Here is a 14450-nt window from a genome sequence, read left to right as displayed (position 1 = left end):
AAGAAGTATAGAATCAATGTAAGACCAAAAAGCTCTGCCGACCAATTATGGTTAGCAGAGCTTTTTGATTTATTTAGAGTATTCACTTACTTCAAACATAAGTATCTTATCAAAGATTACGTATTCCTTGCGATTGCTGAAAGGTCCTTTGTTATTGTCATGTTTATCAATATTATAAAATGATTGACTACGACCGGCATCTTTGGCATCATACCACGCTATGAAGTTGTTAACTTCTTTTATACTCAAATCAAATTCCTTCTCCAAACTAGTTGTCATAGTTACTACAAGAATTGCACGATCACCTGTTGGTTGTACTGGCTCCGATGGCTCAGGTTTAGGTTGAGATGGTTTGTCTGTATTGGGATCTGTTTGCTTTTCTCCTTGAGGAGTAGCTGATACCTCTTCAGAAAACTCACTTTTTCCACTATCATTTACCGCGGTAACAACGTAATAGTATGTTGTTCCATTAACCACAGACGTGTCAGAGTAAGATGGAGTTTTGACGTTTGAAGCAATTGTTTCATATGGTCCTCCAGAAGTAGTGCTGCGTTTTATAGTATATTCTTTTTTATCGGGACTTGCTCTCCAGTTCAAATCCACCTTAGCGTCTCCTGCCTTTGCCAATAGATTTGAAGGAGCACTGATTTTAGGATTTACTAAATATCCAGTGTCGTTGATAGTAATTTATCTATTAACAGTCATTAAGGTAATATATTCCTCAGACTTAAGTTCAAACTGATTCCGCATAAAATACTTACCAGTAATCTTAACCGACTCAGGCTAAAACTTTTCTATAGTGCCACCATAGTCTACAACCGACACCATATTCTCTCCCAACGACTGAACAACGTACACCTTTACCTGGCTTAGCGAAGCTGCAAATAGTTCGATATCCGACTTTAACACTTTATATGTATGGTTCATGCTGGTCACCTCAATAATTCATTCAATGAATGATGTGGTAATTTCTTTAATGAAAAAACCCCCGCCAACCATGATCCTTATTTACATCGTTATCAGTTTGGTGCCTTATTGAAGCGACAATTTTTCTTTCAAGAACTTTTTAGTAAGGCAGAAAACAAAAAAAGACGTTCCCATGATCATCCGAGAACGCCCTTAGCTTTATTTTATTCGGATGATTGAAGACATCTCTTAAATAACGGCTTTAAATTTCTTGCGCTTCGCCCGTTTTTTATTTCTCACGGACACCCCCAGTTCGATTTTTACCGGGCATATTTTACGGGACTTAGGAGATGAGTATAGCCTTCTTTTACTGCTCCATTTTATTGCATTTCTGCAACCTTCTTTACTGCGAATATAGAGCTGGAACCGCTGCTTATAGACGATTCTTTTTTTTCTAATAACCAGACAAAACGTTACTCGGACAGGGCTGAAGCCATACCTGATGGAACCATTCCTGCCGTGCAGAGCCAGAGGGATCCATCTACTTTCACCGGAACCGATTGAAAAAGCAGAACTGTCTGTAAGAATATTTTTATCGTTCATCCTGTATTCACCTGAACTGTCGCTTTCACACGATAGATTCCCGGTGGCAAATCGCCAAACAGGTAGAGCCCCCCCTGATTCGTACGCGTAATCTGGATGATCTGTTCCACTCCTGCGGTCAACGTATAGAGTGCCACTAGCGCATTGGGTATAGCAACACCATTCGCTTGGTCCGTCACGATACCACTTACAGTCCCTGTATTGGCATTCGGATCGGCTGTCAGATTAATATCAAGGGGGACATACTCAGGACTTTGGATTGTTACAGAGGCACTTTGGTTGGACAAATATCCGGGTAGGACCGCCTGAACGAAATAGGTACCACTCGGAAGTTCAGCAAACAAATATTGCCCTGATGCGTTGGAAGTCACTGTTCCGATCGGAGTAACCGTAGTCCCATCTGTTCGAAATAGACTAACCAAAGCATTATTCACGGGTTCATTATTGGTAATATTCCTTACTATACCAAACATGGCTCCCGTCGTTGCAGCGGGATCGGGTTGTAAAGTAATAGATACTTGCGTTGGTCTGCCTTGTGTAACTGTTAACGGAATACGGACAGGTGTCAGGTAGCCTGGTTCAGATGCAGTGATTAAATAAGAGCCTACTGGAACGTTAGGTATGATAAATATCCCCTGGGGGTTACTGTTAACATGCGCATATGGCACCCCTTGAGAAGTATATACCTGCACTGTAGCAAAAGGAACCGGATTCCCATTAGGCAAGAGGGTTGTTCCCTGCACCACACCAACGGAGGTACTGGACGAGGCTTGAAGTTCTAAATTGACGCTCTCTTCTTCGTGCCCATCCAAGGTAACTGGAGCACTTGGTTGAAGTTTGAACAAGTCAGAAATTGGAATGACCATGACCTCCTTTCACAAATCTTACAACTCAATATATGCTTGGGAGTTCATAAACGACTGGTCAAACAACCTTGCTCATATTTTTTTTAGCGTTACTAACATGATGAGGGGCTAATAAGCATTCTGTCGATTATATGGGTTTTTAGTGCTTTTTTCTACTTCTAATCTTTTAAGGTTCCCCTGCCCCTTTGGAGAAACCCTTTCTTCTTAAAGGATCAGGAGTTAGCTAGATTACTATTTTACACAGGTTTACGAGTAGGAGAAGGACTTGCACTAAAGTGGTCAGATATGGATTTTGAGAAGAATCTGCTTCACGTAAACAAAACACTTGATATAACCACACGTAAGACTACTACGACTAAAACTAAGGACAGTGTAGGTTACGTTCCGTTTCCTGCCTTTATAGGCGAGATGCTGGAGCGCATAAAAAAAGAATCCGCAGAGAAAATCTACGGATTCAATAACGATATGTTTGTATTCGGTGTAGTGGTCCCATACCACTATTCCCATTTTCGCAAACATTTTAAAAGTCTCTTCCCTGAATTGCGAATTCATGACTTGCGTCACAGCTACGCATCATACTTGATTAACAAAGGCGTGGACATCTATCTCGTAAAGGAACTGATGCGACACGACGATATCAAGCAAACAACCAACACCTATGGTCATCTTTACGTCGAAAGGAAACGAGAAGCAATGAGCGTATTCGACGACTAATCGGTATCATTTCGGTATCATGACCAATAAATAAAACCTAGAATAGCCGATACGCTTAGCTTTGCTTTTAACCAATACTGCCTTCCATCTCGAACTTGATCAAACGGTTCATTTCTACCGCATATTCCATCGGTAGTTCTTTGGTGAACGGCTCGATAAAGCCCATAACAATCATTTGCGTTGCCTCAGCTTCGGTCAGACCGCGACTCATCAGATAGAACAACTGATCTTCCGATACTTTGGACACCGTTGCTTCGTGCTCAAGTGTGATATCGTCATTCATGATCTCATTATAAGGAATAGTATCTGAAGTTGACTGATTATCCAAAATCAACGTATCACACTTAATATTCGATTTTGCACCTTGGGCCTGACGACCAAAGGAAGCTAATCCGCGATACGTTACTTTACCACCGTGCTTACTGATCGATTTGGATACAATTGTGGATGTAGTATCTGGTGCCAAGTGGATCATTTTCGCACCTGCATCCTGATGCTGGCCTTTGCCTGCAACAGCGATGGACAAGACCATCCCTTTCGCTCCACGACCTTTCAACACAACGGCAGGATACTTCATTGTCAGTTTGGAACCGATGTTTCCATCGACCCATTCCATGGTTGCATTTTCTTCAGCAACCGCACGTTTGGTTACCAGGTTGTAAATGTTTGGTGCCCAGTTCTGAATCGTTGTGTAACGAACGCGTGCATTTTTCTTACAAATAATTTCCACCACAGCACTATGCAGCGAGTTCGTGCTGTAAATTGGAGCTGTACAGCCTTCTACATAATGCACAAAGCTGTCTTCGTCAGCAATAATGAGCGTACGCTCAAATTGCCCCATGTTTTCCGAGTTGATACGGAAGTAAGCCTGCAATGGAACTTCACATTTTACACCTTTAGGCACGTAGATAAAGCTACCGCCTGACCATACCGCACTGTTCAGGGCCGCAAACTTATTGTCCGCAGGAGGTACGACTGTGGCAAAATACTCTTTCAGAATCTCAGGATGCTCACGCAACGCCGTATCGGTATCCATGAAAATGACACCCTGCTCTTCCAGGTCCTTTTGCATGCTGTGGTAGACAACCTCGGATTCATACTGCGCGGATACACCAGCCAGAAACTTTTGCTCCGCTTCAGGGATCCCTAATTTATCAAAGGTTTCCTTAATTTCTGTGGGAACCTCTTCCCACGTTTTCCCTTGTTTCTCGGAAGGTCTTACATAGTACTGGATATCATCGAAATCCAGCTCATCCATGTCTCCGCCCCATTTTGGCATTGGCATTTTTTCAAATTGCTTCAATGCTTTCAGACGGAACTCCAACATCCAATCCGGTTCACCCTTAATTTTGGAGATTTCTTTTACAATTTCCGGAGTGAGACCCTTACCTGTTTGGAAAATGGACTTGTGCTCGTCACGAAAGCCATACTTATACTCTTCCATTTCCGGTGCTTTCTTGGCCATGTTTCTCAAACCTCCTCTGTTCTATTTAAATTATTTATCTTCATCTATTCCTTTACGCAGCGCGTTCCAAGCCAAGGTCGCACATTTAATGCGGGCCGGGAACTTATTAACGCCTGACAAAGCTTCCAATTCTTCATAATCATCAAATTCGACGGCTTCTCCCTTCATCAAAGAGGAGAAGCGACTCGCCATATCCAAGGCCTGATCAATCGTTTTTCCTTTGACCGCTTCTGTCATCATCGAAGCCGAGGACATACTAATCGAGCAACCTTCGCCAGTAAAACGAGCATCCTCAACTAAGCCGTCTTTCGTTTTGAGTTGAAGGGATATCCGGTCACCACAAGTAGGATTGTTCAAATCCACCGTAACAGCATCATCCTCAAAACGTCCGCGATTGCGCGGATTTTTATAATGATCCATAATCACGCGTCGGTACAAGTCGTCAAGTTGCATCGCCAAAATACTCCTTTGTTTGGATTAAGGCGCTGACCAGAGCGTCGATATCCTCTTCTGTGTTATAGAGGTAAAAGCTAGCACGTGCAGTTGCACTGGCTTTCAACCAGCGCATCAATGGCTGGCAACAATGATGGCCTGCACGTACGGCCACCCCTTTACTGTCCAGTACAGTAGCTACATCATGCGGATGCACATCATCCAAGTTGAATGTTACAAGCCCGACATGACGTTCAGCAGGTCCGTAAATCGTCAAGCCCTCCACTTCACGGAGACGTTTAAGTGCATAATTCGATAGACGGCTCTCATGCTGTGCAATGGCGTCCAGTCCAATGCTTTCCAGAAAATCAATGGCAGCTCCCAAGCCAACAGCCCCAGCGATAATCGGGGTACCACCTTCGAATTTCCAAGGTAGCTCCTTCCATGTGGATTCATATAATCCCACATCGTCGATCATTTCACCGCCAAACTCAATGGGCTCCATGTTTTCCAGCAACGCCTTCTTGCCGTAGAGTGCACCAATTCCTGTAGGAGCACACATTTTGTGACCAGAGAAAGCATAAAAATCAGCATCAATGTCTTGCACGTCTACTTTCATATGTGGCGTGCTTTGTGCACCGTCGACAACGATGACTGCACCTTTGCGATGTGCAATAGCAGCAATTTCTTTGACCGGATTCACAACGCCAAGTACATTGGAGACATGCGCAATTGCTACAATTTTTGTGTTTTCTGTGACGGTTTTCTCCACGTCCGCAAGATCAACGCTACCGTCCTCTTGAAGCGGAATATATTTCAAAGTTGCACCAGTGGCTTTGGCAACCTGTTGCCACGGAATCAGGTTGCTATGATGTTCCATCTGAGTGATGACAATTTCATCACCCTCCTTACAGTTAGCTCTACCGTACGAAGAAGCCACCAGATTCAGCGCGGTTGTTGTTCCGCGTGTAAAAATGATTTCCTGACTGCGTTTGGCATTCAGAAAACGGGCTACCTTCTCCCTCGCACCTTCATAAGCATCCGTAGCACGGCTACCCAAGGTATGCACACCACGGTGTACATTCGAATTATCAAATTCATAGTAGTGCTTGATCGCCTCGATGACCGCTAGCGGCTTTTGCGAAGTGGCCGCATTATCCAAATAAACCAGCGGATGACCGTTAATCTCCTGATGTAAAATCGGGAATTGTTCACGGATCAATGCAGTGTTCATTGGCCTAACTTCCTTTCAACAAGGCTTTGCAGCTGATGTTGAAGTCCTTCAAGCGGAATTTCAGATACGACAGGTGCCAGGAAGCCGTAAATAATCAATCGTTCAGCTTCTGCACGGCTAATTCCGCGGGACATCAAGTAATACACTTGCTCACGGTTAACCTGACCAACCGAGGCTGCGTGTCCTGCTGTTACATCGTCTTCATCAATCAGCAGGATCGGGTTAGCGTCACCACGTGCTTGCGGGCTGAGCATCAGAACACGTTCTGTTTGCTGACCGTCTGCTTTGGTAGCACCCTTTTCTATTTTCGTAATTCCGTTAATGATAGAAGATGCTTCTTCACGCATAACGGCGCGCGTAATCATCTGACTAGCGGAATTTTTACCAAAATGCTGTGCTTGTGTCGTATAGTTCAATTTTTGCGAACCAGAACCTACAGCAATAACCTTGGCATCTGAGTTGGAGCCATTGCCTTTGAGCACGGACATGGTATTGCTCGCTGTATTGCCGTTGTTCATTTCGCCTACAATCCATTCGATAGCAGCGTCATTTCCGAGCGTGGCACGACGAATGGAAATATCCGTTACTTGCTCTCCAAACTGATGCACTGTGGCATAACGTACTTTAGCGCCTGCATTCGCAACCACTTCTACCGCACCGTTATGAAGAACAGGTGCCGCCAAATCCGCAGATACATAATTGTCTACGTACGTCACGGAACTATGGTTTTCAGCTATGAGCAGCACATGCGGCGCAAACGTTGCAGTCGCATCATCCGTGAGGAACACAGCTTGAAGCGGTACGTTCAGCTCTACATTTTTAGGCACATAAGCAAATACTCCACCGTTCCAGAGTGCTGCATGTAGTGCAGATAATGAATTTTCTTCAGCTTTAATAACAGTATTCAGATGAGCTTTGACCAAATCAGCATGCTCTTTAACCGCCGTTTGCAAATCCGTGAAAATGACGCCTTGCGCCGCCAGTTCCTCGCTCAGCTTCACGTATACCGCACCGGAGTTGCGCTGGATGATCAGACCGCCCTCCTGTTGTTCTTTGACCAGATCAGCAATGGCTGCAGGAACCTGACCTACAGATGCAATGACCTCGCTCAGTTTATGTTGACCGTAATCGTTTAAATTCCAACGCTCGATTTTTGTTTTTTCAAATACCGGAAGCTCCAGTTGGCCTGCAAGCTCAAGTGCTTTTTGTCTGTCTTCGGCTAGCCAAGTTGGCTCGCCATTACGTTCGGACAGAACACGCAGTTGCTCGGAATCTACCGGAAGGATTGTTTGTGTTGTCATCAGTTTTCCTCCTCGCTTCCGGCTTACGCCTCTTGTCCTACAGTTTCATCAACGATACCCAGCTCTTCCTTGATCCAGTCGTAACCGTCCGCTTCCAGACGCTCTGCAAGCTCAGGACCACCGGATTTAACGATACGTCCTTGCATCATCACGTGTACATAATCTGGTTTAATGTAGTTCAACAGACGTTGGTAGTGAGTAATCACAAGGAAGCCACGTTCTTCAGAACGCATAGCATTTACACCGTTAGCTACGATTCTCAAAGCATCGATATCCAGACCGGAGTCAATTTCGTCCAGAACGACAATTTTCGGATCAAGCATCATCATTTGCAGAATTTCATTCCGCTTTTTCTCACCACCGGAAAAACCTTCGTTCAGGTAACGGTGAGCAAACTCAGGATTCATTTCAAGCTCTTTCATTTTGCTTTCCATTTGGCGGATAAACTTAATCAGGGAAATCTCTTGTCCTTCTTCACGGCGTGCGTTGATTGCACTACGCAAAAAGTCGGAGTTTGTTACCCCTGCAATTTCACTTGGATACTGCATCGCCAGGAACAATCCTGCACGTGCACGCTCATCCACTTCCATATCCAGCACGTCTTCTCCATCCAAAGTTACTTTGCCATCTGTGACTTCATATTTAGGATGACCCATCAAAGCAGATGCGAGTGTACTTTTACCCGTTCCGTTAGGACCCATGATAGCGTGGATTTCTCCGCCCTTCATTTCGAGGTTAATACCCTTCAAAATTTCTTTACCTTCAATGGTCGCTTTGAGACCTTCAATCTTAAAGTTTGTAGCCATATTCGCAATACCCTCCAAAAAATGTAGTGTGGTGTCGAAATCAGAAAGTATATTTAAACAGGGGAGCCCCCTGATTTCAAGCAATATTTAAAAATTTATTTATAATCATTCTAAACTGATTCTCAATGATTCTCAAGTTATTTTATAATAAATATCTTTAAGGGTGCAACCAACAGACACACGTTATCCAACTTTCTTCATAAAATGTTCATCCTACCAAGCGCACAAATGACTAAATACATCCTGCGAATGATTATATAGTTATAGTGTAGTACAAAAAAACATGGGATACATCATCTCTTTTTTAGCCATAAAAACGCTACTGACAGCATGCGTCAGTAGCGTTTTACATGTAAAGGGTTATTTTAGAATGAAAGCTTGAGGAGTTAGCCCAAATAAGAGCGCAGCATCCACATATGTTTCTCCAGATCCGCTTTATAACCGATTAGCAAATCAGCAGTAGGCTGATCGGAATTACTTTCAGCCAGTTCGATACCTTCCTGAAACTCCTCACATACCGTCGCAAAATCCTCGATCAAAGTTTGTACCATCTTAGGAGCATCTTCATTGCCGGTTGCTTCCTGAATCGACGACAGCTCCAGGTATTCCTTTAATGTTGCGGAAGGAGAACCTTTCAAGGCGAGCAGACGCTCGGCAATCTCATCCATTTTCAATGTCACTTCATTGTATAATTCTTCGAATTTAACATGGAGTGTATAAAAACTGGAGCCTTTCACGTACCAGTGATAGTTATGAATTTTCACATATAACACATTGAGGTTAGCGACTTGACGGTTTAAAAGTTCCTCCACCGATTTGGTTTGCGTATTTTTCGAGTTACTTGTTGTTTTAGCCATCATAAATCCCTTCCTTTTTCATCAAATTGACTTTCAGAAGCGTTTACGTATCCATCACCGTCACTGCTGACGGTAAGACGCCAGCGGGCATTTGAGTATCACCTGCCGGACGTCTGTTTCATATTTACCCTTTCTATACAGAAACGAAACAAAAAGAAGAGTTCTCTCTCTTCCAATCCATCATAAAAAAAATATACAAAAATTCAGTGATTTTCGTTATACTTTCTCTATCCTATCAAAATACTTGGTTTAATATTGTGATATTTTTTCACCATTTACATGTGCACAATTTACGGAGGTGACCTCATTGTCCAAATATCATCCCTTAACGACCGAAGAAGCAATCGAATTCGTGAAAAACATTCCCGGATTTTTCAGTCAGGAAGCCCAGCTGGAATGCCGAGAAATCGGTGATGGCAACTTAAATCTGGTTTTTCATATTACAGATTCTAAATCTAACAAGAGTATCATTGCCAAGCAGGCACTTCCCTATGTAAAAATTGTGGGTGAATCCTGGCCGTTGTCCCTGGATCGTGCCCGTATTGAACGTGAGGCACTTCAGCAGGAACACCAGCTTTGCCCCGAATTGGTTCCTGCGGTACTGGGCTATGACGATGAGCTTGCGCTAACCGTGATGGAGGATCTTAGCTCACACACAATCATGCGCAAGGGACTAATAGAAGGTAACACATATCCCCTTTTTGCTAATCATATTGGGGAGTTTCTGGCACGCACGCTCTTTTTCACCTCAGATTTAGGCATGAATCAGCAGGATAAAAAAGAGCTGGTTAAACGCTTTATTAATCCTGAACTTTGTAAAATAACTGAGGATCTGATTTTGGATGAGCCCTACCGGTTTTCAGATAATAACAACTATGGTGTGTACATTGAAGACGAAGCAGAGGCACTCCGTACAGATCAGGTGCTTCACCTGGAAGTGGCTTTACTGCGAGAAAGGTTTATGACACGAACAGAAGCACTACTACACGGCGACCTCCATACAGGCAGTATTTTTGTAACGGCTGAATCGACTAAAGTCATTGATCCTGAATTTGCCTTCTATGGACCCATGGGGTTTGATATCGGAGCAGTCATCGCCAATCTGCTGTTGAACTACGCAGCACAGCCCGGATGGACTTCTGGAGAGAAGGCCCTAAAGGAAAAACGTGACTGGCTCCTGAAGACTGTCATTCAAGTATGGGAGCAGTTTGAAAGCAGGTTCCGTACCCTGTGGGACAAGCACGTCACCGATCATTTGGCACGAACGCCCGGATATCAGGACTTGCATCTCCAGAAAGTGCTGCAAGATACGATTGGTTTTGCAGGGTGCAAAGTGATCCGCCGGATCATCAGCCTGTCGCATGTGGCGGATATCGATACCATTGCCGATCCTGATATCAAGGAAGCTGCGGAACGTCTCGCGTTAGCGATCGGAAAAGCCCTGGTTCTCTGCAATCGCAAGCTTCATTCGATTCGGGAGTTGGAGGATATTGTTCGGACAGCAACAGCGATCCAAACTAAAGGAGCATCACGAATATGAGTGAAAATAAAGAATGGACGCCCGCATCCTCCCGAGAAGCATCTGCGACCGGACAGCCTCTATCTTCGCTGGTGTGGAAGGGTAACCACTTGTCCATGCTGGATCAGCGTCTACTGCCCGAAACGATAGTCATGCTGGATTTATTCACGACCGAGGAAGTATGGGAGGGCATTCATGCCATGAAGGTACGGGGCGCCCCCGCCATCGGGATGGCTGCAGCCTACGGTGTTGTGCTGGGCGCTATCTCCTATCGCGGCAACGACGCTGCTGGATGGCTGGAGCATGTACACGCGGTGTGCGGACATTTGGCTACCTCACGGCCGACTGCCGTAAATCTGTTCTGGGCTCTGGACCGCATGAAGAAGCGAGCCGGCGAACTTGTCACAGAGGCTGAGGTAAGTCAGATCGAAGACTGGAATGCAGGGCTGGAGCGTGAAGCTATAGCCATTCAGGCGGAGGATGAAGAAGTTTGTCGCCAAATCGGTATCCATGCATTACCTCTGTTCGAGGACGGGATGGGCGTACTCACTCATTGCAATGCAGGCGGCCTGGCAACAGCCAAATACGGAACAGCGCTCGCGCCTATGTATTTAGCTCAGGAGAACGGTATCCACCTGAAAGTATTTGCTGACGAAACTCGCCCCGTATTACAGGGTGCGCGTCTGACCGCCTTTGAGCTTCAGCAGGCAGGCATAGATGTAACCCTGCTCTGTGACAATATGGCAGGCATGGTGATGTCCAAAGGATGGGTGCAGGCGGTCATTGTCGGCACAGACAGAGTCGCTGCTAATGGGGATGTGGCCAATAAAATCGGCACCTATAGCCTGGCAGTGCTGGCGAAAGCGCATGGTATACCTTTTTACGTTGCTTCGCCGTTATCAACCATTGATTTGCAGACCGCAACAGGCGCAGATATTCCGATTGAGGAACGTTCTGCAGAAGAAGTTACCGAGAGCTTTGGTAAAAGAACTGCCCCTCAAGGCATCAAAGTTTACAACCCGGCTTTCGACGTTACACCTCATAAGTACATTACCGCCATCATTACCGAAAAAGGAATTGTTCAAGCTCCCTTTAGCGAGAACCTCACCGCTTTGTTTGCCCATTAATTGTTCTTGCAGGTTATATAGTTGGTATATAATTCAAATGGTTTCACTCGTTAAAATGAAACTTTTCACAGAAAAACCGGACCGTAGTGGTATTATCCCCTTCTAGTAGACAAGAGAGAAAAGACATCTGTTAAGATGGACTTAATTTTGTTGAACGGAGGGGATTTTTCATGGCTAAAAAGGGACAATCATTCCGGCAATACTCCTTAGATGTAAAGATGGAGGCAGTCCGGTTGGTGAACGAAGAACATATGAGTATTCGTGAAGTGACGAAACAATTGGACATTCGTAATAAATCCCAAGTGCAAAGCTAGGTGATGAAACATCGAGCGGGGGAGAACCTCCAGCCAACGACCACAAGGCAGGGACGACCCAAAACGAAATTTTCCAGTATGGAAGAGGAGATGGCGTATCTACGGGCGGAGATTGAATATTTAAAAAAGCAGTATCCAAATCTACACAAGGAGTGACGAGGAAAGAAGCGAGGTTTGAAATTATTGAGGGAATGCAAACACGATATTCGTTGAAATGGTTACTTGAATTAGCCCATGTTTCTCGGGCAGGATATTATAAATGGAGAAAGACTCAGCAAACAACCCAGCAGCGTAAGCAAGAAGAAGAGCTTCTGGAATCGCATATGTTGTCGATCCACCGGATCCATCCCTATTTTGGTTATCTGCGGATGACCGTTGCTTTACGTAGAGAAGGTATCTTGGTCAATCACAAAAAGGTGTACCGCCTAATGAAGAAATTAGGGATCCGTTCCGTCATTCGAAAGAAACGGCGCTTTTTTGGCAAACAGGCATCTGTGGTAAATGCCAACCGATTAGATCGACAATTTCAGGCAAATTCTCCTTTATCCAAGCTGGTTACCGATATTACATACATACGAGCTGGAGAGCGGTTTGTATATCTCTCTGTCATTCAAGATCTGTTTAACAATGAAATCGTGGCTTGGCGTCTTTCGGAACGAAATGACCTTGCTCTAGTTAGCGAGACGCTAGACGTTCTAAGTAAGAACGTGAACATGGAGGGTGTCATTCTCCATTCAGACCAGGGTTTTCAGTATACCTCCAAGCCGTTTAACCGCAAACTTAAGCGGCTTGGCAGGCTTGGGAGCCATTCAAGGCGTGGAAATTGCCTAGACAATGCCTGTATAGAATCCTTCTTCTCCCATCTTAAAACAGAGAAGATTTATTTAACGAAACCCGGAACCCTAGCGGAGGTAGAACAACACGTACGGGAGTACATTTCTTTTTATAATGAAAATAGATTTCAGAAAAAATTAAACAACCGTTCCCCGATTGAATACCGAGAAACGGTTGCTGCTTAAAGATGTCTTTTTAGTTCTGTCTACTTGACAGGGGTATGACCAGTAGCGCCCGGTTTTTTAATTTTTTTGCTTTTATCCAACAACTATTACTAGGCTTTCTACACCAGTTTTAATAGTGCTTTATAGCCTGGCATCCCTGGCTTAATTCCAAGTTGCTCGGCTTCCGTTGTCACAGACTCCATTGGTGCTTCCAACAGTTCCTTTAATGTTTTTACCCCCACAGCTCGTGCGGCAAGAATTTTCCGATCCGCCAGCCGTTCATTGAGCAATCCGACATCCAGCGCACCACACATGATGTAACCACGGGAGTTAGAGATCGTCAACAGCGTTGTTTTAGGCAGTTTGACCTCGACTCCGATAAATGTATGCTCACCCACTTGAATGGGTTCCATGTGTATCATGGTTATTACATGCACCTCCTCTTTGTTCATCCGGGATATTTTATGCGGCATTTGCGGGTAAGTGTGGACGCCCGTGGATACATTCAAAATATTAGGAGGGGAATGTATGTACAGCAAAATAGACGATATCAAAAAGACCAGACGAATTTTTTCTCATCTAGTGTCGGTGATCATCGTTAACGGTCTGGGTTACGCTTTATTCAAACTTTTTTAAGTACTGTGGCGGCACAAGGTCGGCAAGCCAAACACCGTGGTTGGCTTTATAAAACTTCACTTGATTAGCCAATGCCTTTGCTGTATCTACTTCAAGGATCACTAGTTCTCCACGTCTTTTGCCTGCTAAAATTGCAAACTCTAGGGATTCAGACAGATGTACATACTTTCTGCCCATTGGCTTAATTCCTTCAGTGAGAATGTTATGGATTACCTTTGTGTTTGTACCGTGATAGAGAATCGTTGGTGGAGTAGCTTCCTCATAATTTAATTTGCCTGCACTGTGTCCATAATTAGCTCTTATGTACCCATTTACCATCTCATATCTTTGTTTTGGACAATGGCTTACTACTTGCTTGATATCCGACTCACTGACATCAGACCATCTATTCTCTGATCTTATTCCTCGAAGCAGGTCTTGAATGTCACAATAACCCTCATGGTCTAGCTCAAGACCAAACTGTTCTGGTGTATGTCTAAGAATCTTACTCATAAATTTACTAAGGCTTTCTTCTTGTTTTGGCGTTAACATTACATACTCCTTCTAATAAAATATTTGTCTATCTATTTTGGGATTTTAAGTATATATATCCAATTATTTGAACAGTCCACCATGATTGAAAGTACCAAGCCTTCAACGAATTGAGGGACCATGCGTTGGAAGTTATTACGT

The 14450-nt window shown here is 44.3% G+C and carries 15 protein-coding genes and 1 pseudogene; 4 read left to right on the top strand and 12 right to left on the bottom strand.

The window, feature by feature from the left end:
* Positions 1–69: 69 nt before the first annotated feature.
* From ACU1JV_RS09650 to ACU1JV_RS09635, 4 genes are all read right to left on the bottom strand, one after another.
* On the bottom strand, positions 70–648 hold the full coding sequence (locus ACU1JV_RS09650) for a fibronectin type III domain-containing protein (RefSeq protein WP_413987559.1): 579 nt from the start codon (positions 646–648) through the stop codon (positions 70–72).
* Positions 649–783: 135 nt separating this feature from the next.
* Complete coding sequence (locus ACU1JV_RS09645) at positions 784–927, bottom strand: hypothetical protein (RefSeq protein ID WP_337682537.1); 144 nt, start codon at positions 925–927, stop codon at positions 784–786.
* A 228-nt stretch (positions 928–1155) separates the two neighbouring features.
* Positions 1156–1509 (bottom strand): hypothetical protein, encoded by a 354-nt coding sequence (locus ACU1JV_RS09640; RefSeq protein WP_413985859.1) that lies wholly within the window; start codon positions 1507–1509, stop codon positions 1156–1158.
* A complete protein-coding gene (locus ACU1JV_RS09635) occupies positions 1506–2375 on the bottom strand; it encodes an MSCRAMM family protein (protein ID WP_413985858.1) in 870 nt (289 codons plus the stop codon). Before ACU1JV_RS09635 ends, ACU1JV_RS09640 begins: the two co-directional genes overlap by 4 nt.
* A 177-nt stretch (positions 2376–2552) precedes the next feature.
* Here ACU1JV_RS09635 and ACU1JV_RS09630 point away from each other — a divergent pair, with 177 nt between their 5' ends.
* The gene (locus ACU1JV_RS09630) at positions 2553–3089 is read left to right on the top strand and encodes a site-specific integrase (protein WP_413987558.1); all 537 of its coding nucleotides are present in this window, start codon (positions 2553–2555) and stop codon (positions 3087–3089) included.
* Positions 3090–3156: 67 nt separating this feature from the next.
* On the opposite strand, the gene sufB is transcribed toward ACU1JV_RS09630, so the two are convergent.
* The 6 genes from sufB to ACU1JV_RS09600 form a co-directional block, all read right to left on the bottom strand.
* Positions 3157–4554, bottom strand: a complete 1398-nt coding sequence (sufB, locus tag ACU1JV_RS09625) for a Fe-S cluster assembly protein SufB (protein ID WP_016819590.1) — start codon at positions 4552–4554, stop codon at positions 3157–3159.
* 30 nt (positions 4555–4584) lie between these two features.
* On the bottom strand, positions 4585–5007 hold the full coding sequence (gene sufU, locus ACU1JV_RS09620) for a Fe-S cluster assembly sulfur transfer protein SufU (RefSeq protein WP_013370293.1): 423 nt from the start codon (positions 5005–5007) through the stop codon (positions 4585–4587).
* A complete protein-coding gene (locus ACU1JV_RS09615; RefSeq protein WP_413985857.1) occupies positions 4997–6220 on the bottom strand; it encodes a cysteine desulfurase in 1224 nt (407 codons plus the stop codon). The genes sufU and ACU1JV_RS09615 overlap by 11 nt, the downstream gene beginning before the upstream one ends.
* Complete coding sequence (gene sufD / locus ACU1JV_RS09610) at positions 6217–7521, bottom strand: Fe-S cluster assembly protein SufD (RefSeq protein ID WP_064963853.1); 1305 nt, start codon at positions 7519–7521, stop codon at positions 6217–6219. The genes ACU1JV_RS09615 and sufD overlap by 4 nt, the downstream gene beginning before the upstream one ends.
* A gap of 23 nt (positions 7522–7544) precedes the next feature.
* On the bottom strand, positions 7545–8327 hold the full coding sequence (gene sufC, locus ACU1JV_RS09605; RefSeq protein WP_167438185.1) for a Fe-S cluster assembly ATPase SufC: 783 nt from the start codon (positions 8325–8327) through the stop codon (positions 7545–7547).
* A 386-nt stretch (positions 8328–8713) separates the two neighbouring features.
* Positions 8714–9184 carry a Dps family protein gene (locus ACU1JV_RS09600; protein WP_013309551.1) on the bottom strand — a complete coding sequence of 157 codons (471 nt, stop codon included), beginning with the start codon at positions 9182–9184 and terminating at the stop codon, positions 8714–8716.
* 307 nt (positions 9185–9491) lie between these two features.
* Between ACU1JV_RS09600 and mtnK the strand changes: the two genes are divergently transcribed.
* From mtnK to ACU1JV_RS09585, 3 genes and pseudogenes are all read left to right on the top strand, one after another.
* The gene (gene mtnK, locus ACU1JV_RS09595) at positions 9492–10724 is read left to right on the top strand and encodes an S-methyl-5-thioribose kinase (RefSeq protein ID WP_413985856.1); all 1233 of its coding nucleotides are present in this window, start codon (positions 9492–9494) and stop codon (positions 10722–10724) included.
* Positions 10721–11830 carry an S-methyl-5-thioribose-1-phosphate isomerase gene (mtnA, locus tag ACU1JV_RS09590; protein ID WP_413985855.1) on the top strand — a complete coding sequence of 370 codons (1110 nt, stop codon included), beginning with the start codon at positions 10721–10723 and terminating at the stop codon, positions 11828–11830. Before mtnK ends, mtnA begins: the two co-directional genes overlap by 4 nt.
* 170 nt (positions 11831–12000) lie before the next feature.
* Positions 12001–13163, top strand: a pseudogene (locus ACU1JV_RS09585) (IS3 family transposase).
* Between the two features lie 98 nt (positions 13164–13261).
* Here ACU1JV_RS09585 and ACU1JV_RS09580 read toward each other — a convergent pair.
* Both ACU1JV_RS09580 and ACU1JV_RS09575 read right to left on the bottom strand, forming a co-directional pair.
* Positions 13262–13564 carry a YunC family protein gene (locus ACU1JV_RS09580; protein WP_137078191.1) on the bottom strand — a complete coding sequence of 101 codons (303 nt, stop codon included), beginning with the start codon at positions 13562–13564 and terminating at the stop codon, positions 13262–13264.
* 196 nt (positions 13565–13760) lie between these two features.
* On the bottom strand, positions 13761–14309 hold the full coding sequence (locus tag ACU1JV_RS09575; protein WP_413985854.1) for an RNA 2'-phosphotransferase: 549 nt from the start codon (positions 14307–14309) through the stop codon (positions 13761–13763).
* Positions 14310–14450 lie beyond the last annotated feature (141 nt).

It is taken from the genome of Paenibacillus sp. T2-29 (genome assembly GCF_052921365.1).
The sequence above is the reverse complement of the archived record's forward strand: the minus strand, read 5'-3'. Positions and strand labels throughout refer to the sequence as shown.

What these genes read in the sequence shown, in the direction of transcription:
- ACU1JV_RS09645 (WP_337682537.1), bottom strand. Translation starts at nt 927, where the DNA reads ATGAACCATACATATAAAGTGTTAAAGTCGGATATCGAACTATTTGCA.
- ACU1JV_RS09640 (WP_413985859.1), bottom strand. Translation starts at nt 1,509, where the DNA reads ATGAACGATAAAAATATTCTTACAGACAGTTCTGCTTTTTCAATCGGT.
- ACU1JV_RS09635 (WP_413985858.1), bottom strand. Translation starts at nt 2,375, where the DNA reads ATGGTCATTCCAATTTCTGACTTGTTCAAACTTCAACCAAGTGCTCCA.
- sufB (WP_016819590.1), bottom strand. Translation starts at nt 4,554, where the DNA reads ATGGCCAAGAAAGCACCGGAAATGGAAGAGTATAAGTATGGCTTTCGT.
- sufU (WP_013370293.1), bottom strand. Translation starts at nt 5,007, where the DNA reads ATGCAACTTGACGACTTGTACCGACGCGTGATTATGGATCATTATAAA.
- ACU1JV_RS09615 (WP_413985857.1), bottom strand. Translation starts at nt 6,220, where the DNA reads ATGAACACTGCATTGATCCGTGAACAATTCCCGATTTTACATCAGGAG.
- sufD (WP_064963853.1), bottom strand. Translation starts at nt 7,521, where the DNA reads ATGACAACACAAACAATCCTTCCGGTAGATTCCGAGCAACTGCGTGTT.
- sufC (WP_167438185.1), bottom strand. Translation starts at nt 8,327, where the DNA reads ATGGCTACAAACTTTAAGATTGAAGGTCTCAAAGCGACCATTGAAGGT.
- ACU1JV_RS09600 (WP_013309551.1), bottom strand. Translation starts at nt 9,184, where the DNA reads ATGGCTAAAACAACAAGTAACTCGAAAAATACGCAAACCAAATCGGTG.
- mtnA (WP_413985855.1), top strand. Translation starts at nt 10,721, where the DNA reads ATGAGTGAAAATAAAGAATGGACGCCCGCATCCTCCCGAGAAGCATCT.
- ACU1JV_RS09580 (WP_137078191.1), bottom strand. Translation starts at nt 13,564, where the DNA reads ATGATACACATGGAACCCATTCAAGTGGGTGAGCATACATTTATCGGA.
- ACU1JV_RS09575 (WP_413985854.1), bottom strand. Translation starts at nt 14,309, where the DNA reads ATGTTAACGCCAAAACAAGAAGAAAGCCTTAGTAAATTTATGAGTAAG.